Origin of the sequence: Jeotgalibaca sp. A127, assembly GCF_052266745.1 — a bacterium.
Taxonomy (GTDB): domain Bacteria; phylum Bacillota; class Bacilli; order Lactobacillales; family Aerococcaceae; genus Jeotgalibaca.
This window is the reverse complement of record NZ_JBQPRC010000002.1, coordinates 1-26,242: the sequence shown is the minus strand read 5'-3', so window position 1 is coordinate 26,242 and position 26,242 is coordinate 1. Positions and strand designations below refer to the sequence as shown.

The 26,242-nt window shown below is 40.3% G+C and carries 21 protein-coding genes; 3 read left to right on the top strand and 18 right to left on the bottom strand.

Annotation, left to right across the window (positions count from 1 at the left end):
- Nucleotides 1-114 precede the first annotated feature (114 nt).
- The 7 genes from ACTVAI_RS02385 to ACTVAI_RS02355 form a co-directional block, all read right to left on the bottom strand.
- The gene (locus ACTVAI_RS02385) at nucleotides 115-969 is read right to left on the bottom strand and encodes an ABC transporter permease (protein WP_443485790.1); all 855 of its coding nucleotides are present in this window, start codon (nucleotides 967-969) and stop codon (nucleotides 115-117) included.
- Entirely contained in the window at nucleotides 966-1,880 is a 915-nt protein-coding gene (locus tag ACTVAI_RS02380) for an ATP-binding cassette domain-containing protein (protein WP_443485789.1), read from the bottom strand. The genes ACTVAI_RS02385 and ACTVAI_RS02380 overlap by 4 nt, the downstream gene beginning before the upstream one ends.
- Nucleotides 1,881-1,925: 45 nt before the next feature.
- Entirely contained in the window at nucleotides 1,926-4,283 is a 2,358-nt protein-coding gene (locus tag ACTVAI_RS02375) for an ABC transporter ATP-binding protein/permease (RefSeq protein ID WP_443485788.1), read from the bottom strand.
- A 967-nt stretch (nucleotides 4,284-5,250) separates the two neighbouring features.
- Nucleotides 5,251-5,928, bottom strand: a complete 678-nt coding sequence (locus ACTVAI_RS02370; RefSeq protein ID WP_443472628.1) for an ABC transporter ATP-binding protein — start codon at nucleotides 5,926-5,928, stop codon at nucleotides 5,251-5,253.
- Entirely contained in the window at nucleotides 5,928-7,055 is a 1,128-nt protein-coding gene (locus ACTVAI_RS02365; protein ID WP_443485787.1) for an ABC transporter permease, read from the bottom strand. The genes ACTVAI_RS02370 and ACTVAI_RS02365 overlap by 1 nt, the downstream gene beginning before the upstream one ends.
- 73 nt (nucleotides 7,056-7,128) lie before the next feature.
- Nucleotides 7,129-7,701, bottom strand: coding sequence for a TetR/AcrR family transcriptional regulator (locus ACTVAI_RS02360; protein WP_443472630.1), 573 nt, complete (start codon nucleotides 7,699-7,701; stop codon nucleotides 7,129-7,131).
- Nucleotides 7,702-7,860: 159 nt separating this feature from the next.
- The gene (locus ACTVAI_RS02355; protein ID WP_443485786.1) at nucleotides 7,861-8,691 is read right to left on the bottom strand and encodes a DUF2382 domain-containing protein; all 831 of its coding nucleotides are present in this window, start codon (nucleotides 8,689-8,691) and stop codon (nucleotides 7,861-7,863) included.
- 158 nt (nucleotides 8,692-8,849) lie between these two features.
- Between ACTVAI_RS02355 and ACTVAI_RS02350 the strand changes: the two genes are divergently transcribed.
- The gene (locus tag ACTVAI_RS02350; RefSeq protein ID WP_443485785.1) at nucleotides 8,850-9,431 is read left to right on the top strand and encodes a dihydrofolate reductase family protein; all 582 of its coding nucleotides are present in this window, start codon (nucleotides 8,850-8,852) and stop codon (nucleotides 9,429-9,431) included.
- A 74-nt stretch (nucleotides 9,432-9,505) separates the two neighbouring features.
- Nucleotides 9,506-10,051, top strand: coding sequence for a DUF6512 family protein (locus ACTVAI_RS02345; RefSeq protein ID WP_443472633.1), 546 nt, complete (start codon nucleotides 9,506-9,508; stop codon nucleotides 10,049-10,051).
- A gap of 219 nt (nucleotides 10,052-10,270) precedes the next feature.
- Here the strand turns inward: ACTVAI_RS02345 and ACTVAI_RS02340 are convergent, their stop codons facing one another.
- The 11 genes from ACTVAI_RS02340 to ACTVAI_RS02290 all read right to left on the bottom strand — a co-directional run bounded on the left by ACTVAI_RS02340 (nucleotide 10,271) and on the right by ACTVAI_RS02290 (nucleotide 25,619).
- Nucleotides 10,271-11,707 (bottom strand): 6-phospho-beta-glucosidase, encoded by a 1,437-nt coding sequence (locus ACTVAI_RS02340; protein WP_443472636.1) that lies wholly within the window; start codon nucleotides 11,705-11,707, stop codon nucleotides 10,271-10,273.
- 4 nt (nucleotides 11,708-11,711) lie between these two features.
- Nucleotides 11,712-13,679 (bottom strand): beta-glucoside-specific PTS transporter subunit IIABC, encoded by a 1,968-nt coding sequence (locus ACTVAI_RS02335; RefSeq protein ID WP_443485784.1) that lies wholly within the window; start codon nucleotides 13,677-13,679, stop codon nucleotides 11,712-11,714.
- 133 nt (nucleotides 13,680-13,812) lie between these two features.
- The gene (gene licT, locus ACTVAI_RS02330) at nucleotides 13,813-14,637 is read right to left on the bottom strand and encodes a BglG family transcription antiterminator LicT (RefSeq protein WP_443472638.1); all 825 of its coding nucleotides are present in this window, start codon (nucleotides 14,635-14,637) and stop codon (nucleotides 13,813-13,815) included.
- Nucleotides 14,638-14,850: 213 nt separating this feature from the next.
- A complete protein-coding gene (locus ACTVAI_RS02325; RefSeq protein ID WP_443472639.1) occupies nucleotides 14,851-15,834 on the bottom strand; it encodes a LacI family DNA-binding transcriptional regulator in 984 nt (327 codons plus the stop codon).
- 110 nt (nucleotides 15,835-15,944) lie between these two features.
- Nucleotides 15,945-16,811, bottom strand: a complete 867-nt coding sequence (locus tag ACTVAI_RS02320; RefSeq protein ID WP_443485783.1) for an ROK family protein — start codon at nucleotides 16,809-16,811, stop codon at nucleotides 15,945-15,947.
- Entirely contained in the window at nucleotides 16,808-18,295 is a 1,488-nt protein-coding gene (locus ACTVAI_RS02315; RefSeq protein WP_443472641.1) for a glycoside hydrolase family 32 protein, read from the bottom strand. The genes ACTVAI_RS02320 and ACTVAI_RS02315 overlap by 4 nt, the downstream gene beginning before the upstream one ends.
- Before the next feature lie 33 nt (nucleotides 18,296-18,328).
- Nucleotides 18,329-19,945: an ABC transporter substrate-binding protein gene (locus ACTVAI_RS02310; RefSeq protein ID WP_443485782.1), complete on the bottom strand. Its 1,617-nt coding sequence runs from the start codon at nucleotides 19,943-19,945 to the stop codon at nucleotides 18,329-18,331.
- Between the two features lie 23 nt (nucleotides 19,946-19,968).
- Nucleotides 19,969-20,850 carry a carbohydrate ABC transporter permease gene (locus ACTVAI_RS02305; protein ID WP_443472643.1) on the bottom strand — a complete coding sequence of 294 codons (882 nt, stop codon included), beginning with the start codon at nucleotides 20,848-20,850 and terminating at the stop codon, nucleotides 19,969-19,971.
- 14 nt (nucleotides 20,851-20,864) lie between these two features.
- A complete protein-coding gene (locus ACTVAI_RS02300) occupies nucleotides 20,865-21,818 on the bottom strand; it encodes an ABC transporter permease (RefSeq protein ID WP_443472644.1) in 954 nt (317 codons plus the stop codon).
- 362 nt (nucleotides 21,819-22,180) lie between these two features.
- Entirely contained in the window at nucleotides 22,181-23,218 is a 1,038-nt protein-coding gene (locus ACTVAI_RS02295; RefSeq protein ID WP_443485781.1) for a 5-methylcytosine restriction system specificity protein McrC, read from the bottom strand.
- The gene (locus ACTVAI_RS02290; RefSeq protein ID WP_443485780.1) at nucleotides 23,211-25,619 is read right to left on the bottom strand and encodes an AAA family ATPase; all 2,409 of its coding nucleotides are present in this window, start codon (nucleotides 25,617-25,619) and stop codon (nucleotides 23,211-23,213) included. The genes ACTVAI_RS02295 and ACTVAI_RS02290 overlap by 8 nt, the downstream gene beginning before the upstream one ends.
- Nucleotides 25,620-25,815: 196 nt before the next feature.
- Between ACTVAI_RS02290 and ACTVAI_RS02285 the strand changes: the two genes are divergently transcribed.
- Entirely contained in the window at nucleotides 25,816-26,112 is a 297-nt protein-coding gene (locus tag ACTVAI_RS02285) for a hypothetical protein (RefSeq protein WP_443485779.1), read from the top strand.
- Nucleotides 26,113-26,242 lie beyond the last annotated feature (130 nt).

The window sequence follows — 26,242 nt, the reverse complement described above, 5'->3', positions numbered from 1 at the left end:
TTGTGAGCAGAGTAGAAAATGATAAAACTCCGGAAGAGAAAAATTCTCTTCTGGAGTTTTTTCTTTGGAATTACTTACCAACAATTTCCACCAGCAGATGTGGTATGGATAACCTCATTTTTTCCTCTTAAAACTCCAGATCGAAAGCAGATAAAAAACAATAGCCATAACAGACAAGTATAGAAAGCTCAGCCAAGGAGAGATTTCTGTTCCATTCCATTCAAACCTTATGCCCATGAATTTTTCAAACCCCTCCCTTGCCTCCATAGGGGCCTCTTGAAAAACTTTGTCAACTGCATCCCTTGTCATTGTTTGTCGCAATAAGGAGGCCGAGTGCGATACCGGGAACAATTTGACAACAGTTTGGATGACTGGCGGCAGGATACCAATCGGGAGATAAATCCCAGCCAAGAATCCGGTCAAGGTACCGATGACGGAACTCATGGTCCCAAAGGCATTCTCGCTTTGCATAAATGAAACCGGGAAGTAGACAAAAGCTGTATTGGTGATTACCGACAGGATAATCAATCCAATAACTTTAACGGTATCCAACAGGCTCAGCCACTCTCCACCATTGAAAATAATGAAAAGTTCACCCACAAACAGAGCCAGTAGCGTCATGAAAAGCCCGACTATAAAAGCACCGAAGAGGTAACCAGCCGTTAATTTACTGGTCCGAATAGGCGAGGAGGAAAAATCCTTGAAAATCTGTTTTGATTTATCTTCCACCATGATACTGAAGGCCCCCATGGTTGTAGTGATGGATGCCGCTGCCAAAATCCCACCGACCAACCATGTATCCATCAGATACTGGGCACCATCCAATCCATCCAATAACCCGCTCTGGTAATTTTCTCCCAGAAACAGAATGTAGAGGGCAAAAATAATAAGGATTGCCAATAAAGAAAAGAATACACTTGTCCGATCACGCAAGAACACCAGGACGTTGCGTCGAATGATGGGAATCATGTCCGTATCTCCTTTCCCGTAATACCAATAAAAGCGTCATCCATAGAACCCATCAATACTTCAAAATGCTCCAGATAAGGGGCACACGCATTCAATAAGGGTATGGCCTCCAATGTCTTTTTCAAAGGAACCTGGAAAGTCGTGCCTTTTTGTTCAAATGGCATATTTTTTTGACGGAGATACCCTGCTATCGCAACTGAATCAAGGGCGTGAAGCACTAATTTATCGGTACTGTATTTTTCCTTGAGTTGTTCTGGCGTGCCTTCTGCCGCCACTTTTCCTTTATCAATCACCACCACATAATCCGCGGCCGCCGCTTCTTCCATGTAGTGAGTGGTCAGGAAAATGGTCATTCCTGTTTCCTTTTGCAATTTCCGGATCGTTTCCCAGACATTGCTACGCGTCTGCGGGTCCAATCCGGTCGTAGGCTCATCCAAAAAAAGGATTTTGGGGCGGTTCATGAGAGCACGGGCAATATCCGCCCGCCTCCTCTGTCCACCAGAGAGTTTCCCATAAGGCCGGTTGAGAAATTCGCTGACACCCGTTGCTTTGATGGCTTCCTTCATTGCCTGATCCCTTTCCAGATGGGTCAATCCATAAAAGCTTCCCCGTACTTCAAGGTTTTCCTTTACCGTCAAAAGGTTGTCGAGGAGCCCTTTTTGAAAAACCACACCAATGCTTGCTTTGATTGCGTAGTCATCCTCCCCCAATTCTTGCCCATTTACGCGCACACGACCACTGTCAGGATTTAACAACGTGCAAATAATATCGATCGTGGTTGATTTTCCAGCCCCGTTCGGACCCAAAAAGGCGAAAAGTTGTCCTTCTTCCACATGAAAATCAATCCCGTCCACGGCCTTCACTTCACCATAATACTTTTTCAGGTTCTCAACTTGGATAATAGGTTCCATTAAATTATCCTCCTTCAGGTGTACAAATATAATCTATAACAGCATTCATTCGGTCCGAAGAGCGATAACAGGATCTTTCCCGGCCGCCATTCTGGAAGGAATGAAGCCAGCAATTAAAGTCAGAATCATACTTCCGACCACCAATGCTACGGCATGAAGCGGATTAAAGTCGGCGATACCGGCAATATCCGTCAGGTTTTCGATTAAGTCATTAATTGGGAAAGTAAGCAAATATGAGATACCAACCCCAAGCACACCTGATGTGAAGCCAATAATCAGGGTTTCTGCATTGAACACACGGGAAATATCTTTCTTGCGTGCCCCCACACTTCGAAGAATACCAATTTCTTTTGTACGCTCAATCACGGAAACATACGTGATGATACCGATCATGATTGTCGAAACTACCAAAGAAATAGCCGCAAAACCTGTTAACACGTAGGTTATCGTATTAATGAGCGTACTGGTCAGCGAAGCGATTGTTTCTGCCAAGTCCGTATAAATCAGTTGGTCCTCTTCAGCCTGGTCTGCATTGTAGGCATTCAGATATTCTTTTATAAGGTCTTTGCTCTCGTAATCTCTTGGATAAATACGGATGGCGGTAGGTGTCGTATCGGCCCCTAGCGTGAGTAGAACATTTTTCTTTGCCTCTTCGTCCAGAGGTGTCCCTAATAGTACATGCCGATCGGACTCTTCTTGGGCAAGTGCGATTTCGCTTCTTTCGGCATCCGCCATCACCAAAGAGGTCAAAGCAGGTGTGTAGGCCAGACCGGTAGACAAGTAGTTACTGGTGGCATCTTCCTGAGGGCGCAAAATGCCGGTGATAGTAAGTTTAGTTCCCTCAACACTATCAAACAACGTTTCATAATCGGCTGGGCTGGCCGGTGTGAAAATCTCCCCATTTTTTATGTAGTAATCATCGTTGGGAATAACGTTCAAAATGGTCTTGCCAATAAAATCGGTGAGCTGATAATTTTCGGCATCCTCCGTCATCCCTAATTTTTCAAAAAAGGCTTTGTCGATGCGGTTATAACTGTCCACAACCAAAACCGCTTCGTTTTCCCCGGAAGGGAGCCGGCTGCCTTCTCCAATCAAATCATAGAGCGTTAATATAAACGCATCATCCTCGGGTAGTTCCTGCCAATAGGTGCCGTTACCACCTATATTAAAGCCACCCGGTTCCGGTATGGTTTCGAATTTGACGACTGTCTCTTCCCCTTTCGCCAAGAGGTTCATAGTCACCCCTTGCGTATAGGCAATGTCATTGACTGCTTCGGGTAATTCATTTTCCAGTTCTTCAATGTAATCCAGATAGTCTTGTGTGATGACATTTTTATGCTGGGTGCTGTCCTGGGAATCATAGGAATAGAGAATATTTTCATCGGGAAATTCCACATTGGTATCCCAAGGAGCTGTTGCTCCCGATGTGGGTCCTTCTCCCCTAAAATCGATCGTTTGTTCATTTGTGGTGATGGTGATGGGGTAATTACTCAAGGTATCCGACTGAGAACTGCTGATATAGGCTGACATCCCATTGGACAATGCCAACACCAAAGCGACTCCAATAATACCAATGCTGCCGGCAAAGGCGGTGATAATCGTTCGACCACGTTTAGTGAGTAAATTTCGGAAGGAAAGTGAGGTTGCTGTCCAAAGAGACATTGCGGTTTTTTTGAATTTTGAGGGTGATTGCATCGGAAAATCTTCCTGCGTTTGCACTTCTTCCACAGGGTTACTATCGGACTGGATTTTACCATCCAACATACGGATCGTCCGATCGGAGTATTTTTTCGCAAGTTCCCCGTTGTGGGTGACCATAATGACGAGGCGCTCACGGGATATTCCCTTTAAAATATCAAGGACTTGTGTTGAAGTACGGCTGTCCAATGCCCCAGTCGGCTCATCCGCAAGAATGATGTCGGGATCATTGACCAATGCCCTGGCGATAGCGACACGCTGCATCTGACCGCCAGATAATTGGTTGGGTTTCTTATTGATTTGATCTGCCAAACCCACTTCCACCAACACTTTTCTCGCTCTGTTTTTCCGTTCAGAAGCAGAAACACCCGATAAAGTCAGGGCAATTTCCACATTTTGCAGGACAGTCTGGTGCCCGATTAAATTGTAAGTTTGAAAAACAAAACCAATGGAGTTGTTGCGGTAAGCATCCCAATCGTTGTTCTTGAATGCTTTGGTGGATAAACCATTGATTATCAAATCACCACTGTCATAGCGGTCCAAACCCCCGATAATATTCAAGAGTGTCGTCTTCCCGCAGCCTGAAGGTCCCAAGATGGCGACAAATTCATGTTCCCGGAACCCCAAGGAAACAGCATCTAAAGCGGTGACCAGTTCGCCGCCGGTATACGTTTTGGTAATATGATCCAATTTTAGCTTCAACATAATCATTCCTCCGTTTTACACCTGAGATGCACTAAAGTTTATTGACAGAAAATACCAAACCCCTATTTTGCTGTGTCTCGGTAGAAGACTACCGCCTCTAAGCGAAGCCCCAAAACAAACATTCTGCCTTTCGTAATAACGTGAGAACGCTTAGTGTAAATGGGGCGATTCCGTTATGTTCTTGATACTTTTCGATTGCTTCCACCAAATTTCTTGTGAATCGATCAAATCCTTCCCCAATCTTGCGTTAATTAAACCATTTCACTCGTGATTTTTGCTTGAAATGGTTTAATTATGGTTTATTAAACCATTTGTACCTAAAAAATTAATAGAAATGGTTTAATAACGGTTAATTAAACCATTTTAATGGATTTTCTATTATAAAATGGTTTAATTCCGGTTGAAAGACTTCGCTGTCCGTGATAGATACATGAATGCAAGAGGCGCTGCGAATGAGAAGCCATCAACTGTCAGGAGAACGGATAGGTTCAGCTATTTAGCAATCTCCACCTTCAAGAATCGTCGGATTTTAAGATGGATTAGTTCAAATACTATTATACAACAACCGCTTTCATTACCAGGTCTATTTATCCTCGTAGAAGAGCTATTTTGAACATTTCATAAAATCATTTAAATGAAAGTCCCGGTTGTTAATCTGTAAAATTGCCAGCTTACCAAACAAGCTATCCCAATAAGAAATCAGGTTTGGAATTGTTACATAGTCTTCTAATTCTTTTCTTTGTTCCGGTTAGGACGTGTATTGCCTGTAATAACACCAATTTTTACAATGAATTTCCTTTTGTATCATCCATATTTTAAGTTTAGTCATTTTGAGAACGCTTCACAAGCAGTCGCTACTAGAGCATTTGTATGGACATAACGTATTCACCCTTTCATGCAAAAAGATAGCGGGCGATTTATCTTCTTAGCCGCCCGCTATCTTTTACAAATTTAATTCCTGTTATTCTTAAGCCTCTTCGGTTAAGATGCCGTCTTCAATACGGTAAACGCGGTCACAGTAAGCTAACATACGTTCATCATGTGTCACCATCACGGCAGCCTTGTTACGCGCTTTTACTTCTTTGGCAATCAGCGATACGACTTCATGTCCCCGTTTCGTATCCAGGCTTGCGGTTGGTTCATCCGCCAAAATAATTTTTGGATCGTTCATGAAGGAACGTGCAATTGCCGTCCGTTGACGCTCGCCACCGGATAATTGGTGAGGGTATTTGTGCAACTTGTCCCCCAAGCCAATTTCGGTTAACAATTCTTTCGCATATTCACGGTCTTCCGGTGTAATCTTGCCGCCCATTTTTTTGACAACCAACAACTGATCCAGCACGGTTAAGTAAGGAAGTAGGTTCGATGTCTGTAGGATAAAACCGATTTTGGATAAACGCACCTTAGAGAGTTTTTTCTCAGATAGAGAAGCAATATCCTCGCCATCGATGAGCACTTTACCTTCAGTCGGTTGCAGTAAGGCACCCGCGATTGAAAGGAAGGTACTTTTCCCTGATCCCGATGGTCCAATAATGGCAATGAATTCACCCGGTTCAACGCTTAGCGATAGATTTTCTAACGCTGTGTTTGAAAATTCTCCCTCTTTATAAACCTTTGTAACATTGGATAGTGTAATGCCGCTCATTATTCAACCCTCCCTAACGCTGTAATTGGATCAATCTTGATAATACTTCTGATAGAGAAAAGTGATCCAATCAAGCTCGTCGCCAATAATACCAAACTGTAAATAATAACCATTTCGGGAAGTAAATTAAACGGCATACCTTCCGGCAATATTAATGTCATTAAATACGTTAACCCGACCCCAATCAAAATACTGATGGTTGATAAAAGGAATACCTGCGATACAACGCTTCTGATCACAAAAGCATTGCTTGCGCCAATTGCCTTCATCACACCAAACTGATGAACTTTTTGCGTTGTCAGCACGTAGAAGAAAACCGCAATCACAAAAGCTGAGATAAAGATTAACAGCCAAAGCATCAAGTTAATCGTCCCGCTCTCGGCAGAATAACCAGGCACGCCGTTCAGCGTTTCTTTTTTATTGGCAACTTCAATACCACCAATAGCAGATGTCATTTGCTCTGCATCCAAATTTTTTCCTTTTAGGAAGATGGCACTGATAGGTTTTTCAATCCCCATATCGGAACCAGGCACGAGATATTTAAATTCGCGCAATGTGTCGAGGGTCACGAATATGGCAGGCATATGGTTAAGTGTTTTATTTTCCACAAAGCCACCAATCTCATATTCTGTACCAACACCACTCAATGTGATGGTGTCCCCTAATTCAAAACCTTCATTTATTAAACTGGAATCCACCAAGACCCGGTTTGGGCTCTTAGTATCCAGAACTTCCCCAGAAGTAACGGTTGGTTCCAAGAAACTACCTGGTTCCACCCCAACGAATAAAACGGATGTTTTTTTACCAGTTTCTTCGTCTACGCTAGCACCATGTAAAATCGCTCCCGCAGCTGTAGCAATTCCGGCAGCTTCATCTACGCCATCTAGTTGTGCAACCTCCTCTACCACGCTTTCTGGCAAAGTAGATTTTCCTAAAGTAAATTCCGCTTCTTCTTCAAAAACCGCTAAGTCCATATCTGAATAACGGATAACTGCTGTACCGAGATCAGACAAACCATTCCCTAATCCGGATAACATAAAAACAAGCCAAGTAATCAAAACGATAATAAAACCAATTAGAAAAAATCGTTTTTTAGAGAACCATAGCTCTTTACGCGCTAAAAACATACTATTCCTTCTTTCTTCACTTATTAATGAAAGCAGGATTAAGTATATCCTAAAGTGACACTAGTGTCACTAATTATGTTTTTAAAATTCCTTCAAAAAGCATCTTTTTAACAAAATAAGCCCGTTCTTCAAATGACAACCCTGCCTGATTTGGTAGATTTATGCTGTGAAAGACCGTCTCGATAATAACCATTGATGGGATTTCAGGATTCAGGTACTCCTTTTCCTTTCCCTCTTCAATTATTTGTTGGATAAATCCAAAAAAGCGTGTGTGGAGTTCTTTGGATTTAATAATATCAGGATCGCCGGCGTTTTCTTTCGTCCACTTACGTGTTGGAACCATCGCGGAAATTGCATGCGTATCTGCATAAGTAAATACCAAATCGATTAAAGCAGAGAGTTTTTCAGGATATGCCACTGGCCACTCCGTCGCATCCATTTGTGCGACCACTTTTTCCAATTGGTGATTCAGGTATGCCTGCAGAAGTTCATCCTTATTGGTATAATGTTTATACAGTGCCGTTCGGGTTATATCGAGCTTTTTGGATACCATTTGGAAAGAAAAGTTATCATAGCCCACTTCCAGCATCAAGTCATGCGTTGCCTGATAGAGCTCTTGTTGGGTAAAAGTTTTTTTACGTGCCATACTCATCACTCCATTTCAGGTTTATTTTAGCATATTCGTTTGACTGGGGTGCTATAGTTAAGGAAATTAGTCTTTACTGGTTTTGGTCATATATTTAATCATTACAAATAAATAAGTAGGCAGAACCCTTTGGGGCCCTGCCTACTTCTCTTAATCTGTTTAAATTAAATCATCATTTTCATCTTTAACGTGAAGGTGTTCATCGCCCTCGACTTCCAACTCTTCTTTACGAACAGTATCCGTAACTTTTTTATTTTCCGTTACTTTGTCTTTACGGATAACCACTTCTTCCACAACATTCGTATGTTTGGACACATCCACTTGTTCTTCAGTAATTGGAATAACAATCTCTTCCGAATCATCAAACTCATGGATTGATTCATTAGTTGAATCTGGATTCGTTACACGACGGCGTTCAATTGTCACTTCGTCATGGGAGACCGGAACATCCACTGTTTCTGTTTCCTCAGTCACATGTTTTTGTAGCCTTACGTCACCTGTTTGTACTTCTTCCGTATGTACATCCAAACGTTCTTCTTTAAGCTTAAGCGTCTCTTCATCATGAAGGCGGTCCGTCTCAGTATCATCCCTAAAGGTTGTATCGGTTTGATCGCTTAAAACGTCGGTATGAGTTGTTGCTGCATCCTTGTCGACAAGGACTAAGATGTTTCCTCTATCTAAATCATCACGATAGGATGATAATGGGTCATTGTCTACATTGTAGTCTGGCGTATTATAATTGTGTTCGTAAGCATCATCAAAGGTAAACGCATCTTTGATTTTTTCCCACAATGAACGCTCTTCATCAGTCCCACCAAGATCATTATCTGTAGAAACTTCCGCATTCAATGTATAGGGAATCTGATCCCGAACTGTGTCATTAGCAACAATATAAATGTCGTTGCGGCCATAACCTTGTTCTTTTAAACGTTCCACAGCATCGAATGCTTGAGTGACAGTTTCATAACTTCCTTCTACATGTCTATTCATAATACATTTCCTCCCTGTGTTGTAAATCTATAGTTTATTGAACATTTTTATTGTAGCCTTTAAAGTAAGGGAATTCAAATAATACCCATTGTGCGATTTAAACGTTTACTTTTGCTACAATTATCATGACAGATCAAGGGACTGGAGGCCTTATGGAAATGGCTAAATTAATCTATCCTATTAATGTGTCGTTGGACGGCTATATGGAAGATGATGACGGCAATCTCGCGTGGTCTATTTCGGATGAGGAGATTTTTACATTTTGGGCTGATTTTCTATGCTCTATTGGCACCTACCTGTATGGACGCCGCATGTATGAAGCAATGGTGTATTGGGAGACAGAAAAACCTCAAATACCAAGTAACTTTACTAGTGGTGATCAGCCAGATACCCTATCAGAGTTTGCACGGATTTGGCAAAAGGCTGAAAAAATTGTTTATTCCCGGACGCTTCAAGACGTTTCAAGTGCCAGGACTAGGATTGATGACGAATTCAATCCTGATGCAATCCGGAAGTTGAAAGAGTCTTCGAGTTCCGATATTACGATTGGCGGGCCCCACCTTGCCAAACAGGCTATAAGCATGGGACTCGTTGACGAACTTCATATTCTTATTCATCCCATCATTTTAGGTGGTGGCAAGCGAGCTTTGCCGGATAACCTGAATATGCCGCTCGAACTGCTTAGTGAGCGCCGTTTTGCAAGCGGGGTTGTCCACCTCCACTACCGCCTGATGCTTTAAGTTCCGGAAAGTTGAATCCCTTGATGACGTCATTTTTTCCTTCGATAAAATCGGCTTGGATAGGAGGTGAAATCATGATTCCAAATCGTTCAACCGTAGACAACCATTTCAATAAAAAATACAGTTGGATCGGTACCATTGTTGTCTATCTTTTTTCCACGCCCTTACACTTTTTGTATAAATGGACTGGAGAAATAACCTTGGTCGGCATCTTTACCCCAATCAACGAAAGTGTCTGGGAACACTTGAAGCTGGTGTTCTGGCCGCTACTGATTTGGTGGGGAATGGGCTATCTCCTTTTCCGTGATAAAAAACAATTATCACCAAGCAAATGGTTCACGGCAGGCACCGTTTCTATTTTCATCAGTATGCTCTTCATCGTGGGTTGGTACTATATTTGGAAAGGTGGCTTCGCCAAAGAATCCCTCGTCATAGACTTCAGTTCTCTCATAATCGGAGTTCCGATTGGCCAAGCCATTGCCATCCATATTTACCGCGTCATCCAGCCACGTAAGCTCTACCTGTTGCTATCGTTCGTATTTCTTTTCGTGATGGGAGTTTTATTTGTTTACACTACCTTATCCCCACCGGCTTTTCCGATTTTCACTCCAAATAATTAAAGAGATGAAAAAACGACGATTGGTGATTCAGAAAATTGCTAATCGTCGTTAAATGGCAATTTAGCGCCTGTCAGCTGCTTACTTTTTTTCTGACCGTCGCTTTTTTGGGAAATCACGACGATTAGCTCAAAAAGCAAAACTTAATCGTCGCCAACGTCAAAAAAAGAATCTTACAAACGAAAAAGAGTGAGGCTGAATGTTTCAGCTCCACTCTTTTTTCTATTTGTAGTTATCAACGCTTAAATCTTCACCGTTTGTCTCGATAACTTTTTTATACCAGTAGAACGAATCTTTGCGGCTGCGTTTCATTGTGCCATTTCCTGCGTCATCGCGGTCGACATAGATGAAACCATAGCGTTTAGACATTTCACCCGTTGATGCGGAAACAAGGTCGATACAACCCCAGGTAGTGTAGCCCAGTAGCGGAATTCCGTCTTCTTCGACAGCTGCCTTGAAAGTTTCGACGTGTTGTTTCAAGTAGGCAATGCGGTAATCATCATGGATGCTGCCGTCCGCTTCTGGTGTGTCATTGGCACCCAATCCGTTTTCCACGATGAAGAGTGGTTTTTGATACCGATCCCAGATGGTGTTCAAGGTTGTGCGCATACCCAACGGATCAATTGCCCAGCCCCACTCCGATTTTTCCAAGTAAGGGTTCACGGCCCCTTTGAAGGCATTACCAGTGATTGCTTCACCCGGTGCAAGTTCGGCTTTGGAAGTCCGGGTCGAGTAATAGCTCAGGGAAATGTAGTCCACTGTATTTTCTGCCAAGACTTTTCGGTCTTCTTCAGTCATGCCAATGTCGATACCTTCTTTTTCAAATTTGCTCTTCGTCCAACGTGGGTATTCGCCGCGGGATTGCACATCGATGAAGAAGAAGTTTTCTTGGTTAGCCACTTGTGCCTCGCGGACGTCTTTCGGGTTACAGCTAAACGGGTAGTAATCCCCGGCCGCAATCATGCAGCCCATCTGCGCGTCTGGATCTATTTCCTTCAATACTTTGGTTGCGCGCGCACTCGCCACGAGTTCGTGGTGGGCCGCTTTGTAAAGCACCTGTTCGCGGTTCTCGCCTTCTTCGAAATAGATTCCGGCACCCATGAACGGTAAATGGAACAACATGTTGATTTCATTTACGGAAATCCAGTATTTCACTTTGCCTTTGAAACGGTTGAATAAAGCCGTCGCATATTTCTCGAAAAGTGCAATCATTTCGCGGCTTTTCCATGAACCATAGTCATCAATCAAGGTTTTTGGTACATCAAAGTGGTTGATGGTAACAACCGGTTCAATGTTATATTTCAGCAACTCATCGATCACATTCTCATAGAATGCCAAACCTTCTTCATTAGGCTCTTCTTCCAACCCAGTCGGGAAAACGCGGGACCAAGCCATTGAGAAACGATACGCTTTGAAGCCCATTTCTGCGAACAGAGCAATATCCTCTTTATAGTGACTGTAGAAATCGATTGCTTCTTGGGAAGGATAGAATTGTCCTTCTGGAACGTCTGCGTAGTGACGTTCCCCCGCCAAGATAGCGCGGCGATATTCGCCATGGGGAATCAAATCCACACTCGTCAATCCTTTACCACCGGCCAGATAGCCGCCTTCTACTTGATTCGCAGCTGTTGCGCCGCCCCAAAGAAAATCTTTTTGCATGTTTTTATATACCCCTTTCTTGTAACTTCAATGTAGTGAGTAGATAGTCACCTTTTTCAATACGTGCTTCTTGTGCCATAAGCACATCCATGAAAGTATTGGTGTTGGTTACGACAATTGGAATGATTGGGGAGTAACCTGCTGCCTTGATGGCTTCAATGTCAAAACGAATCAATGTCTGACCCGCTGAAACAGTTTGGCCTTTTGTAACCAATGCCTCAAAACCTTTGCCGTTCATTTCAACTGTGTCCAGACCGATGTGAATCAACAGTTCCGTCCCTGAATCAGTCGTGATGCCAATTGCATGACCGGTTTCAAATAATGCTGTTACGGTCCCGTTAGCCGGTGCCACAACTTCCCCAACCGTTGGATTGATTGCAATCCCTTTACCCAACGCTTCACTGGAGAAAACTTCATCCGGTACTTCATTCAAAGGCATAGTGTCGCCGGTTACAGGGCTGCCGATAATTTCTTCATTTGCACTGGCCAGCATTTCTTGTTCGGTTACTGCTTGTGTGTCATCTTTGACTGGTTCAGCGGCTACCGCTTCGTCCAAAACCGGAACCGGCATCACCATTTGCAACACAAAACCGATTATGATGGCGATGGCAAAACCGATAACAGTATTCCATACGTTCATTGAGATGGAGCCATCCGATTCAATCATGTTCAGGACGGAGAAAACACCCAAGCCTCCTGTCCGGTAAGCAGCAGCGTTCGTTGCCCCGATATACGCGCCACCAACCAAGTTTCCGATCAAAGCATACATGAATGAACGTCTCAATGGTAACATTAAACCGTAGATAGTTGGTTCGGAAATACCGAATAACAGTGAAATAGAACCTGGAATAGCAATATCACGGACACGTTTTTCTTTAGATTTAAATGCTAGAGCCAAGACTACACCCAGAACACCAAAGGTCGAAACCATTGCTACTGGACTAATTGGGTTGGAACCTTGTTCCGCCAACAAAACATACATAATTGGAATAATTCCCCAGTGCAATCCGAAGATAACCAAAATTTGCCATGCTACACCAAGGATTGCTCCAAACAATAACGGACTGAACGCTTGCAAAGCAGTAAAGACTACGCCGATCAAGTCAGATGCCCATGATGCGACTGGACCGATAACCAAATACGCAAGTGGAACAGCAATAATAACGGTAAAGAATGGTGTTAAGAATGATCGTACCAAAGATGGGATAAGCACCCGCATCCGTTTTTCAATTTCCGCACCCGCCCAAACGGCTAAAATCGTCGGAATAATGGCAGAAAAATAATTTCCACTTGGTGGCAAAATGACTGGTAGGCCCAAGAATGTTGAAAAGACTGGTGATTCGAATGGCGTACCTGCAAATAGCGTATAAAGTGGTGTGTCACCCAACAAATTACCGATACCAGGGTGTAACAAAGCAACCGTAATTGCCAAGGCAGTAAACTCACTCATCTTGAATTTGCGTGCTGCCGTCAAGGCTACCATAATTGGCAAGAATTGGAAGAACGCATCACCGGCGAAATTGACAATCAAGTATAGACCAGATGTCGGATCAACACCAAACGTTGTCATTAAGGCTGCAACACCTTTAATCATCCCCGTAGCCGCCAATGGCATCAAGAACGGTTGGAAGATTCCGGAAATAAAATCAATGAATTTAGTCACGAAGCTACGATCATCTTGCACATCAACTTCTTCCGTTTGGCCTCCGCCATTTCCCAGTTTACTTATTTGCATCAAGCTTCCGTAAACTTCCGCAACTTGTTCACCAATTACGACTTGGTATTGACCCCCGCTTTGAACAACTGTTACGACGCCATCCAGACGTTTGATATAATTCGTATCCGCCTTTTTATCGTCCTTCAAATTAAAGCGCAGACGCGTGATACAATGACGTACGTCTTTGACGTTGTCCTCCCCGCCTACATGATCCAATATATCCTTAGCTAACTTATTGTAATTTTGATTAGCCATCCTTTTCCACTCCCTTAATTTTTATTTTTTCCAAAAAGAAAAACCTAAAAAGACGACAAAGCGGCCCGCAAAGCGAGTGTCTGTCATCTTCTTAGGTTTTGCCTGGAAACCAGTAACAATCCTTAAAAGATTATTATTTAATTTTATTGATGTGAATCGTCAGGTAAACTTGTTCTTCCATTTCAATGTGATAACCGTAGCGTTTTGAAACGAAGTGTTTTATTTTTTCCGAACATGCAAATGCTTCAGGGTAGTTAGTGATGATTTGTTCATACAGGAAACTGTCATTCTTCCCTTGATAGGTATGATTTGTTAAAATCCGTTCTGCAAAAAATTGTAGATGCACGACGAAACGACTGAATGCAAAACTATTGGAATCGAATTGTTCGTTGAAGTGTAATTCCACAATCTTGATGATATCCTCAACCAATTCAACGGAATGCATGGTATCACTGATGGTGACATTATCTTTTTGGGCATTAATCAGATGCAAGGCAATGGATGTTGCTTCATAGTCATTTAATCTTACACCCACGTGCCTTTCGATAATCTCCAATCCCTTCAGACCAACTTTCAGTTCATCGGGGTATAAACGTCTAACTGACCATTCCAATGGATTCTTCAAGGGCATTTTTTGATGATGCCGTTCAATAGCGAAATGAATATGATCACTCAATGGAATCAATAAATTCGCTCCAAAGGTCGTCTTTAGTTCTTTTTCCGCTTCATCAATAATTTCTGAGACGGCTGTCATTTCTTCGGCCGATATTTCTTGGTACATTGAAATAATTTCATCATTAAAAGGTTGCAAGATGTATCGCTTCTCAATCCGCGTTTCATCAATGGTATCACCTTTTTTCTTTTGAAAGGCGACGCCGCTCCCGGTAATCACGTAACTATGTCCGTCATCATCCATCACTTGTGCAGCATTATTATTCAATACTTTTTCAATATTCAACGGCGTCTCTCCTTCCAAATGCTTCATGATAAAAAATAAATACCTAAAAAGGATACACCAACCCCGTCCTAAAAACGGAGTACCGGTAACCTTCTTAGGTATTGCCTGCTAGTCAGTAACAATCCTATGACATTACTTTTTATCAACTGAATTTTTTCTCTAACAGGAGTATAACAAGTTCTGGAAATTAATGCAATCGCTTTAATAGTTTTTTTATGGGGATTGTACTTTCTTCGTCGTACTTCCTTCTGCAAAAAACACCGGCAAAACGGTTCGAGAAGGTGTGCCTTTTCCTTGAATGACGTCCAGTAACAAAGATACTGCCGTTTTTGCCATTTCTTCAACTGGTTGAACGATTGTGGAGACAAGGTAATCTGTTGCTACCGTCATTTTTAATCCATCAAACCCGATTACTTGGATATCTTCGGGTACCCTTTTACCAAGTTTTTCGATAGCTTTAATGACATCAACCGCGGCTAAATCGGTAATGGTAAATATGCCATCGATTTCAGGATTATCAGTCAAGAATTTTTCCACTTCAAAGGTTAAATCGGTAATCGGTTCATGTAAATCCAGTACTGCGCAATTTAATCCAATTTTTTCAGCTTCAAGTTGAAAATGCTTGCGCCTATTTTTGGTTTCATTAGGTATTTCTTGATGTCCCCCTATAAAGGCAACATTTTTGGCGCCCCGTTTTTTTAATTCATTGGCCGCGATTTTACCGCCTTCAATATTATCAGCTGTAACATAAATCACGTCCTCTGTAAAATAACGGTCAATACTTACGAAAGGAAGCGTGCTCGAAATATACTGATCAATATCCGAGTATGTAATACCAATAATACCATCAACTTTATTCTGCTTTACCATTTGAATATACTCATATTCTTTGGCCGAATTACCATCAGAATTACAAAGGTACATTTTATAATTATTTGCCTCCAATGCTTCTTCAACGTAGTAAGCAAATTTACTGAAAAAAGGATGCCAAACAGTAGGAAGTATAAGTGCAACGGTATGGGTCTTATTTGTTTTCAATCCTCTGGCATAAATATCGGGTTCATAATTTAATTCTTTGATAGCAGCTTTTACTTTAGAGGCTGTACTTTCTTTAACAGGCACATTATTTATAACGCGCGAGACACTTCCCACTCCCACTCCTGCTAATTTTGCAACATCTTTCATCGTTGCTTTCAATAGTTCCACCTCCATTACAATTGTTCTCATCAGCTAATTATAAATGACTCATAACCAAAAAACCATTACCCCTCCAAGAAGTTGATTTATCTTGGAGAGATAATGCGATACTACTCAAAATGTTTCTTTGCAAGTGCCAAACAACCGATCGTTCCAGCGTTGTCTTTTAGTTCTGGTTGTAAAATGTAAGCATTTAAGTCGGGCGTTGCAACGTAATCATTCATAAGCTCTTTAAAGTTAGCTTTAATCTTGTCCAGTAAATAAGGTTGATTCATTACCCCACCACCAAATATGATGACTTGAGGGGATAGGAATAGTGTTGTGTTATAGGCAGCTTGAGCAAGATAATCTGCTATATAATCCCATACCGGATTATTTTCTTCAATTTGCTCTCCTTTGATTCCTAGTCTGTCTTCAATGGTTGGACCCGCTGCAAGTCCCTCAAGACAATTTTTGTGGAAAGGACAGTTTCCTTCATATGTATCAGAATGATGTTGCTTAACGATCATGTGTCCCATTTCAGGATGGCCAAATCCTTGGATGAATTCTCCAGCATTGATCGCACCTGCCCCAACACCTGTACCGACAGTGAAGTAAACACAACTTTTGGTTCCTTGGGCATTCCCTTTTACATACTCACCATAGCAAGCTGCATTCACATCCGTGGTGAAATATATCGGAACATTTAACGCTCTTTCCAAATTCCCGACGATATCGTACATGTTCCAACTTAGTTTGGGTGTGTTGGTGATATAACCATAAGTCGATGACCCTTTATTGATATCCGCTGGACCGAAAGAGCCTAAACCGATTCCTTTCAAAGAATAGTCCTTGAAGAAATCAATCACTTCTTTAATTGTTTCCCCCGGGGATCTTGTTGGGATCGTTATCCTTTTGATTATATTTAACTCTCCATCGCCCACTGCAAGAACAAATTTTGTTCCACCCGCTTCGATACTTCCGTAAAGGTTACTCATACTTCTACACTTCCGATATCCAATGACAATACTTTTAATACGCCATCTGAATAAATCTTTAAGTTTGAGTCTTCAACCTCTTTGTAGAATGTAAATGTCATCGTCTTTTCGTTGTTAACAAATACTTCAATAGAAGTGGTATCCATGAAAATCTCTAGTTCAATAAGTTGTTCCTCTACGAATACTTGCCTTTGTGTTAAGTGGCTTTCTTCGTCACCTGTTATCTTATGACCATAATTATTTCGACTGAGTGTAAGTAGTTGAGCGTCTTTGTCATAATCCAGAATTAACCCACCATTATCAGTGCCTAATAATGTAAGTGAGAAGCTTTTGTTTTTAACAGTATCTACTTTTAATTTATAATACTGATTTTTCGCTACACCGGATTCAATCTCTAAAACTTCATTATCAACGATAAAATCTTTTTTAGAGTCTTCTATCGCAATACTCTTGTATATTTCAGAAACAGGTTTTTGATAAAGTTTATTCTCTTTAATACCCAACTCACGCGGAAGTGTCATTGAACCAGCCCAACCATGTCCGAGTTCATCAGTGGGGAACGTTCTTCCCCACATTTGCATCCAGGCAACCATAATTCTTCTGCCTTGATCATCCTTTAGCGTTTGAGGGGCATAAAAGTCTAGTCCGTGATCAATTTCGTGAATATTATCGACTTGTAAGGTTCCTTTTTCCCAATCCATCTCACCTACAAAGACTGCTGTTGAACTCGTATTATGATATTCAATCCCTTGAGGCTTCATTTGAATAGGCGACATGATCAAAACGTCTTTACCATCAAGGTGGAATAAATCAGGACATTCCCACATAACCCCTTGTTCCGGATTTCCTTCTAAAAGGACCGAATAAAAAGTCCATTCATACATATCAGAAGATTGATAGAGGAGGATTAATCCTCTATCATCAGCTGTTTTTGAGGCAACAACAGAATAGTAAATACCATCTTTCTCAATAACTTTAGGGTCACGGAAATCTTGAATCATTCCGTATTCGCCTATTTCATTTTCACCAATAACGGGATTCGATTTATATTTGGTAAAATGAACGCCATCTTCCGAAACTGCCACGCATTGGGTCTGAATAACTTTCCCATTCTCGTTCAGATGCCCCGTATACATCAAATACAATTTCCCATCTTTCTCGATGGCACTCCCAGAGAAGCATCCATCCTTGTCATAGGCCTCATCCGGCGCTAACGCCGTAGGAAGCTCTTCCCAATGAATGAAATCTTTTGTTTTTGAATGTCCCCAATGCATCGGACCCCATTTAGAATCATACGGATAAAACTGATAGAAAAGGTGGTATTCTCCTTTATAATATACAAATCCGTTGGGATCATTCATCCAGCCTACCGGTGGCATCAAGTGATAATTATTTCTAAATGTCTCATTTACTGATTTTCTATTTTTGTCAATATACTCTCGCGCTCGGTCAAGAGAATAAGCTTGTTCAACTAATTTTTCCACTAAGGCACCCCTCTTACATCACATAAATTGTCATTATTGGTTTGATTGGAACTGGTCATAGGCATTTTGTTTAATCGTTAACCATTCACCCAATCCTAAACGTTCCAGTTCTTCAAGGTAGCTATCCCATTCTTCATCAATCATGCCATTTGTAATCCATTCGGCACGTTTTCTGTTCACAAATGGGAACAAGTCTGCATCGATTTGTGCAATACGGTCAGCATCATCCAAACTTAAAAATACACGTGGGTAATTATTTTCATTATTAGCGTATTCGACGTAGTTCTCATGTAAAATATCCAAACGCCATTGTGCATCATCCGGCATTGTCGTTACCGTTCCAAAATATTCATCCAAAATCGCTAACGGACCGCCTGCTTCTGTTTTTTGACGAAGTTCGCCAGGAGCTGTTCCATCTAGAGGCAAATGTTTCAACATATTGTTAGCTTCATCCAGCTCAAAAATATTTTGTAGCTCTTCATCGCCATAAGTTCCCCAGTTATTTTGAACCGATTGGATGGGTTCGTACATTTGATCCGCCCATTTCGCCGTTAATTCCAAGTTTTTGTTCGCACTTGTAATGACAAAACGATCACGGCTAAATCCGAAACCATTTGTTCGTGTTACGTGTTTGATGCCTGTTGGACCTTCCAAAACTGGTAATGGTTGGTACGATTCATTAGCTCCAGATGCATTGGTTTTGTCCCAAGTGAAATATAAGCCATAGCGTTGTTCTTTTCCTTTCGCTATATAAGCATTCCAATCGTGTTCAAAAGCTTCTGGATCAATCAGTCCTTTTGCGTATAACTCACTAAAGTACTTAGTCGCTTCTTTGTACTCTTCGTTATCTGCCGTAAAATCGACCGTGCCATCATCATTCACTACCAAGTGATCATCATTATCACCAATTCCGAAAGCGCCATACAAGAATTTCATATCTTCATTGCCACCATCAAAAATAAATGAAATTGGAATTTCATCCGCTTCACCATTGCCATTCGGGTCTTGCGTTTTAAATGCTTCCAGCACTGCCATTAACTCATCAGTCGTTTCCGGCATTTCTAAATCCAATGCTTCTAACCAATCCACGTTAATCCACGGCATATCATTTACGGTATGAATGGATTCTTTGCCTTGTCCCAGTTCCTCAATCCATGGCAATGAATAAATGTGGCCATCAGGTGCTGTAATCATTGCTAAATATTCCGGGTTTTCGTCCAACACTTTCTTGAAATTAGGCATATGGTCATTGATTAAATCCTCTAATGGGATAATGACGCCATCATCTGCCCAGGAAAGGAGATCATAGTCACTTGCACCGGCATTCCACATCGCATCTGGCAAGTCGCCTGAAGAAATATCCAAATTGCGTTTTTCAACATAATCAGAAGAATAGTTTTTCCAATCAATCTGAACGCCAGTCTTTTCCTGAAGACGTTCAAAAATCAATTTTTCATTCGGATCTGCTGGAGCGAGCGGAGAACTCGATGTCGTCATTTTTAAAGTGACCGTTTCTTCTAATGGAAATGAAACATCTGTCAGTTCATAGTCCTCTGAAGAAGCACTCCCAGTACTACCTCCACACGCCGCCAATAACAAGCTTGCAGAAGCCCCTAAAACTAATGGAAAAACTTTTTTTCTTTTATTCATTATATTTATCTCCTTTTTATTTATTATCCTTTTAATGAACCAGCCATCATGCCTTTATCAAAATACTTCTGGAAGAATGGGTACATAATCAACAATGGTAAACTTGAAACGACGATTGTAGAATACTTAATCAGTTCGGCTAATTGCGCCATCTCTGCCATCTCTGTTGCAGCACCGACCATGTTTTGTTGCGGTTGATTCTGAACAAGTATTTTACGAAGGACGAGTTGCAATGGTTGTAAATCCGCATCATTCAAATAAATCATTGCATCAAAGTAAGCATTCCATTGCCCTACAAATGCATATAGAAACAGTACGAAAATAATCGGTTTTGCTAACGGCAACATGATTTTGAAGAACACTTGCATTTCATTGGCACCATCAATTATTGCCGCTTCTTCGAGCTCGTTTGGCAGTTGACTGAAGTAGGTTCGCGCTAAAATAATATTCCATACATTCACTGATCCCGGAAGAATAATCGCCCAAATCGTGTTCAGCATACCCAAGTTTTTAATCAATAAATAAGTGGGAACCAGTCCACCCCCAATAAACATGGTCAAGATTAGAAAAATCGTTATCGGTCTCTTACCAACCAGATTTTTTTTGGCCAGTGGATAGGCCGTCAAGATCGAAACGGCTACGGTTAAAGTACTAAAGGTGACTGAATAGACGATGGAATTTATAAAACCCCTTACAATTGCAGGGTCTTGTAAAACGCGCTTATAGCCTTCCAAAGTCCAGTTACCCGGATTAAGACTCAAACCTTGCGTTCTTAAAGTAAACGGATCCATAAAAGAAGCAATCAAAACATATATTAAAGGTCCCAGCGTAATTAAAATCAACAAGCCAATCACTAATCTGTTTAACCAAAGAATTCGTCTATCAAATTTTGTTAATGAAATCATCTTTTATCCCTCCTCTATAGAGCACTTCCGTCATCACTTATTTTATTTGCAATGGTATTTACCAATAAAAGTAAGATGACATTAATAACTGTGTTGAAAAGTCCTACAGCAGTTGAGTAACCATAGTCCCCCATTTGTAAACCAACCTTGTAGACATAAGTAGAAATAATCTCGGAGGTAGGTAAATTCATTGGTGTTTGCATCAAGAATGCTTTTTCATAACCCACGTTCATGATTCCTCCAACTGATAAAATAAATTGAATGACCATGATTGGACGTAAGGTTGGTAAATCAATGTACCAAATACGTTGGAAAATATTTGCCCCATCTATAAATGAAGCATCTATCAAATCTTGACTAACATTTGCTAGTGTGGCGGTATAAAGAACGGATGCCCAGCCCATTCCTTGCCAAATACCAGAAGCAATATAGATTGAACGGAAAAAGGATGTCTCACTCATGAATCGAATACTTTGTCCTGTTAAGCCTTCAATAAAGCTATTAATTGGTCCATTTGCAGAAAGGAAAATAAACAACATCCCCACTACAATTACTAGTGAAATAAAATTCGGTGCATAAAGGATCAATTGAAATCTTTTCTTCCACTTCGTACTCATTATCTGATTTAACGAAATGGCAAGTATGACAGGAGGAAAGAAGCCCAGTAAAAGTCCGTAGATACTAATTTTCAAAGTGTTTTCCAATAACATGCCAAAATTTGGTGAAATTATAAATTGCCTAAAGTTATCTAACCCTACCCAATCACTTCCCCATATTCCACGCAGTGGATTATAGTCCTTAAAAGCAAGTAATATTCCGTACATCGGAATATACTTAAAAACAAGCGTCAACAAGAGTCCAGGAACTAGCATAAGATATAGCAAACGGTGTTTCTTAAAGTACTCCCAATTCGAGGATTTTTCTTTTACTTTTACTTTTTCTTTAACTACCGTTGGAGAAGACTCCACTTAAATTCCTCCTTTTTGAAACGTTTCCAATATGTGAGAAAAAATAAAGTTTTCCGTTTTTGGAAACGTTTCATATTTGTTAAACACATAATAACTTGAATTGAAAGGGGTGTCAATTGTTTTTTTTCCAAATAATAAAAAGTATGGGGACGGATAAATCTTATTTGGATAATTAAACCTTTTTGGCTTCTAAACGAACTACAAATGGTTCAAAAAGCAATAATAAAACCATTTCGATTGTTTAAAAAATCTGAAATGGTTTTATTATTTTATAAGGTAGGACGATGAAATAGAAAACGTATTTCGTTAGCTACGGAAGAGAGCCTTCAGACGGAATACTTTTAATGTATGTAATAGATTTTTTATTTTATTCCAACAGCTATCGCTTCCAAATCACTTTGAATTTCTTTGAATTCTTTATTCAAATCAAGCGATTGGATAGTGATGCTATTTCCTACCAAACTATAAGTTGCCTGTATTCGGTCTTCGTTGTAGGTCTGGGCATATAAAAGCATTCCCGAAACCTCTTTTTCTTGAGAAAACTGTTTGTTCTGCACATATGTAAAAATTTGGTACAAATTGTTCGAGTGATGTTTTCGGGTCTCAAAATTATGCTGATACATGCGCTTATAAAACTTGGTATCAATTATCAAGTCTTTTTCTTTCCCCGACAAAGTAATATCCGACTGCATCCTAGGTAAATGCGTCTTTTTCTGTGAAAAATCATCAAGAGCCCAACTAATTTGGCTCGCCCTGGGCTTTAATTCAGGATGATGTTTTTGAAAATAACACAAAACAAATTTTTCAAACAATCGGGATAAATTTTCTTCATTATAATCCGGTAATTGATTTTCTCCATTCTCTGAAGTTAGCAGGAGACTATTATATATGAAATAACAAATATTATGTAGCAATTCATATTCCTTGTTATGCCGATGGTATATAAGTTCCGACCACGAAACGTGTTGCAAACCTATTGTAGACACTTCGTTAAAATACGGCAAGAGACATTTTAAGCTATTCTTAGTCGTTTTTTTGACATAAGGATTCCTGATTATAAGTAAGGCTACTGTTTTTGGAATTTGATTATAAAGATTATTTTCCGTCATCTCATCAAATTCAACATGCAAGAGTTGCTTGCGTTGCATTCGATTAGCAATGGTCTTGCGTGGATTAATTTTCCCTCGTAAAACTGCTAAGTCTTCTGAGTAACGAACGTAGTCTTTAAAAAGTCCTTGTTTCACTTGTTTCCTAAGTCCATTTACCAGAATAGCCGCAAACAAATCGTGACTGTTCTGAAACATTTCACCAGCCATACGTTTATAAATAGGATGATTTAAATCCGTGAAAGCATATGACAGCATGTAATAAATATTCTTAATAAGAATTGTACTAGTCATTTCGAATAGCTCCTAACAGCTTTTCATGCCATATGCCTACTTGATCCGCATCATCAAACCAGTATTCTTGCAACATAGGAACGATTTCGTAATTAATGATTTCCATGAGCAACGCATCTTCATATGTATCCGTAATCAAGTAGCTGTGTCCTAACTGAAATCCCGAACCCAGAGATGGTTCCAAACTTATTGTTTCATTCAAATTTTTCAGAACCTCAACAACCCGATTGAAGTTATCTGAATCAAGGCCAGCTTGATATTCTTTAAAACCGAAAGAATCAAAACCAGGCTGCATCTCAAAGAAACTAAACCGTCGCCTCAACGCATAGTCAATCATGGCCAGACTGCGATCCGCTGTGTTCATCATTCCAATAATGTAGACATTGCTCGGAACCGAAAACTTTTTAGTTTTATACGCTAGTTCGATTGGAACGTCACGGTAGTCCGATTCAATTGCCACCAAGAGTTCACCAAAAATTTTACTGATGTTTCCGCGATTTATTTCATCGATAATAAAAAAGTAGGGTTGAGTAGGGTTATTATTTGCATGAATGCAAAATTCCACAAATTTACCATTTTTTAGGACAAAGGCATCTTCTTCCGGTTTATAGCCTATCACAAAATCCTCGTAGGTATAATTCTGATGGAATTGTACAAAGCCTATACGATTATCATCTTTCATTCCCATGTATGCATGCGCTAAGCGTCTGGCCAAAAATGTTTTCCCCACCCCTGGTGATCCCTGAAGAATAATGTTTTTCTTCCGTTTAAGTAGATTCACTAAAGTGTCGTAATCGCCTTCATTAATGAATACCTCGCTTAACAATTCTTCTTTCCCATAAGAAGGTATTTCATCCACTTCAGGGATAGGGTTATCTTCTCGAATGAGGTCCATCAAATGATAGAATTCTTCTCTAGTAAGTTTGAATAAGCTACCTTGTGTTCCGCTAAAAAATTCCATATCCTGTATTTCGTTTATCTCTTTCAGGACATTGTAGGAAATTGGATGAATGAGTTCTTCTTGCTTTGTAATGCGCACAATCTCATCATCAGTATAAGCTATGGTTCCCAAAGCAACGATTTGCAATTCCGGCGAACTCTCATATCCTACAATAAGATCCCCCTCCTTGATTGCATTATAGTTTTTAATGATTTTTCGTCGGTTCCCATTTTCGTTATACTTCGTGTAATTGATACTTTCCCCAACTTTTATTTCCGAAAAATTCCATATTTTCGGGCTTGCAGTAACCCACCAATAATTAGCTTGGTCATGATCATAATCCATAAAATTTTCAAAAAGTAATTCTTTGGTATTCGTTTTGTCCTTTTTAATTGCTGGATTCGCAAAAAGTTGAATATCTGATAGATCAACTTGATCCAGAGCCGCACTCAGTTCGTCTCTTAATTGCCAAATGGTAGATCCTTCGACAGACGAATCTTTAACTTGTTCACCGGTATATAGAATCCGCCACCATTGTGGCTTTCCATTCACTTTGAACAAGTCACAATTTGTCTCTCTATGGATTCTCTCCGCCAAAGCAGAGGAACCCCGACTATAAAAATTCTTCAATTCCCCATACTTAGTTGCTAACTGTGTGCATGTAGCTGCTCCACTTGAATCTTTGAACCGTTTCATTATTTCTAAACTTCTACTATCAAAGACAGACGGATTATCCAAAAGTTCCTGCCATTGTCCCACTGAAATACCAGGCGTATAATTACTTCCTTCGATATTTCCCCTTTCAGTCCAAGCCAAATTAGAGATCTCTGGAAAAGTAAGTTGTGTTTCCAATTCAATTTTCATTAATATGTTCAGATAGTCATGACCTGAGAGTGTGCTAGGTATTATATCAATATCGAAAGCATCGGAAATATATTTCCGGGAATTCGCATCTAATGGCATAAATGTTTTGGGTCGTATCCAATACAAACCGCATGTTAGCATCGCTATGCCATTAATTGATTTATCAAAAAACTCCGTGAATTTTTCTACTGAGGTATTCTCCTTGGATATTTTTAACGCCTCTGCAAACAACTCCCATAAAACACCCTCTTCTGTGTCTCCGAAAAATGAGTTTCTATTATCAACTACAGGAATTCCATCAAATTCTTCTGGAATGGGAGACAGAATACCCAAGACCTCTGCAAATGCTTTAGCTAAAGCCGTACGGTTACTATTCTTAGTTCCCCGATTGAATGTTGCCAAGACAGAAAAAGGATCAATATGGTAATTACGCGGTTCCCACCAATCATCTCTTTCAAAATGGAGGTAAGTCATAAACGGTTGCGTTTCTGATAGTTCACGCACAATTTCAAATAACGCATCCCGTTTATCATAAAAACCCAGTAACTTGTCAGCAAACTCTTCGTAAAAAGGTATCCATTGATACTCATTATCCATATACTAATCACCTCGTAATAATAATTGTCATATTAATTGTACCATTAATGTATTAAGTGTTTAATTGACATAACAGAGTCAATTGTTAGTGGTTGTTTTGCAACTTATAAATAAAAACCCACTCCTCAAAGAAGCGGGTTTCTTCTGAGTATCAAACCCGTTTCAATGGTATACTAAAAAGAAAGGGGTTTCACAAATGGGCGCACGTACGGCAAGAATTTTATTATTCATTTATGCTCTTCTTTATTTCGTAGTCTTCACCTTATATTTCCGGGTTGAATCAACTTTAAGTATGGCCTATTACCCTTTTGGACTCATTCATCTCGGCATCATCATCGCAATGGCATTGACACTGCTTGTTTTTGCTAGAAAAAATATCTTTGTGCACTACAAAAAGCTCACTTACAATAATATTTTTCTGTTTTTGAGTTATACATTGTTGATTGTCATTTGTTCATGGAAACTAAGTGAATGGTTTGCCGTTTTATTATAAAAAATGGTTCTATGTCAAATAGTGTTGGTGGACCAAATGAAAGTCAAAGCGAAGACTAACTCGCTTTGGCTTTTTCTTTTTCTTCTTGTCGGCGCTTTTCCTCCTTGTAATGGAGTGCCTTCGGCTCAAA

Excerpts from the sequence above, each read along its gene's own strand:
- ACTVAI_RS02385 (WP_443485790.1), bottom strand. The coding sequence starts at position 969 with ATGATTCCCATCATTCGACGCAACGTCCTGGTGTTCTTGCGTGATCGG.
- ACTVAI_RS02380 (WP_443485789.1), bottom strand. The coding sequence starts at position 1,880 with ATGGAACCTATTATCCAAGTTGAGAACCTGAAAAAGTATTATGGTGAA.
- ACTVAI_RS02375 (WP_443485788.1), bottom strand. The coding sequence starts at position 4,283 with ATGTTGAAGCTAAAATTGGATCATATTACCAAAACGTATACCGGCGGC.
- ACTVAI_RS02370 (WP_443472628.1), bottom strand. The coding sequence starts at position 5,928 with ATGAGCGGCATTACACTATCCAATGTTACAAAGGTTTATAAAGAGGGA.
- ACTVAI_RS02365 (WP_443485787.1), bottom strand. The coding sequence starts at position 7,055 with ATGTTTTTAGCGCGTAAAGAGCTATGGTTCTCTAAAAAACGATTTTTT.
- ACTVAI_RS02360 (WP_443472630.1), bottom strand. The coding sequence starts at position 7,701 with ATGGCACGTAAAAAAACTTTTACCCAACAAGAGCTCTATCAGGCAACG.
- ACTVAI_RS02355 (WP_443485786.1), bottom strand. The coding sequence starts at position 8,691 with ATGAATAGACATGTAGAAGGAAGTTATGAAACTGTCACTCAAGCATTC.
- ACTVAI_RS02350 (WP_443485785.1), top strand. The coding sequence starts at position 8,850 with ATGGCTAAATTAATCTATCCTATTAATGTGTCGTTGGACGGCTATATG.
- ACTVAI_RS02345 (WP_443472633.1), top strand. The coding sequence starts at position 9,506 with ATGATTCCAAATCGTTCAACCGTAGACAACCATTTCAATAAAAAATAC.
- ACTVAI_RS02340 (WP_443472636.1), bottom strand. The coding sequence starts at position 11,707 with ATGCAAAAAGATTTTCTTTGGGGCGGCGCAACAGCTGCGAATCAAGTA.
- ACTVAI_RS02335 (WP_443485784.1), bottom strand. The coding sequence starts at position 13,679 with ATGGCTAATCAAAATTACAATAAGTTAGCTAAGGATATATTGGATCAT.
- ACTVAI_RS02320 (WP_443485783.1), bottom strand. The coding sequence starts at position 16,811 with ATGAGTAACCTTTACGGAAGTATCGAAGCGGGTGGAACAAAATTTGTT.
- ACTVAI_RS02310 (WP_443485782.1), bottom strand. The coding sequence starts at position 19,945 with ATGAATAAAAGAAAAAAAGTTTTTCCATTAGTTTTAGGGGCTTCTGCA.
- ACTVAI_RS02305 (WP_443472643.1), bottom strand. The coding sequence starts at position 20,850 with ATGATTTCATTAACAAAATTTGATAGACGAATTCTTTGGTTAAACAGA.
- ACTVAI_RS02295 (WP_443485781.1), bottom strand. The coding sequence starts at position 23,218 with ATGACTAGTACAATTCTTATTAAGAATATTTATTACATGCTGTCATAT.
- ACTVAI_RS02290 (WP_443485780.1), bottom strand. The coding sequence starts at position 25,619 with ATGGATAATGAGTATCAATGGATACCTTTTTACGAAGAGTTTGCTGAC.
- ACTVAI_RS02285 (WP_443485779.1), top strand. The coding sequence starts at position 25,816 with ATGGGCGCACGTACGGCAAGAATTTTATTATTCATTTATGCTCTTCTT.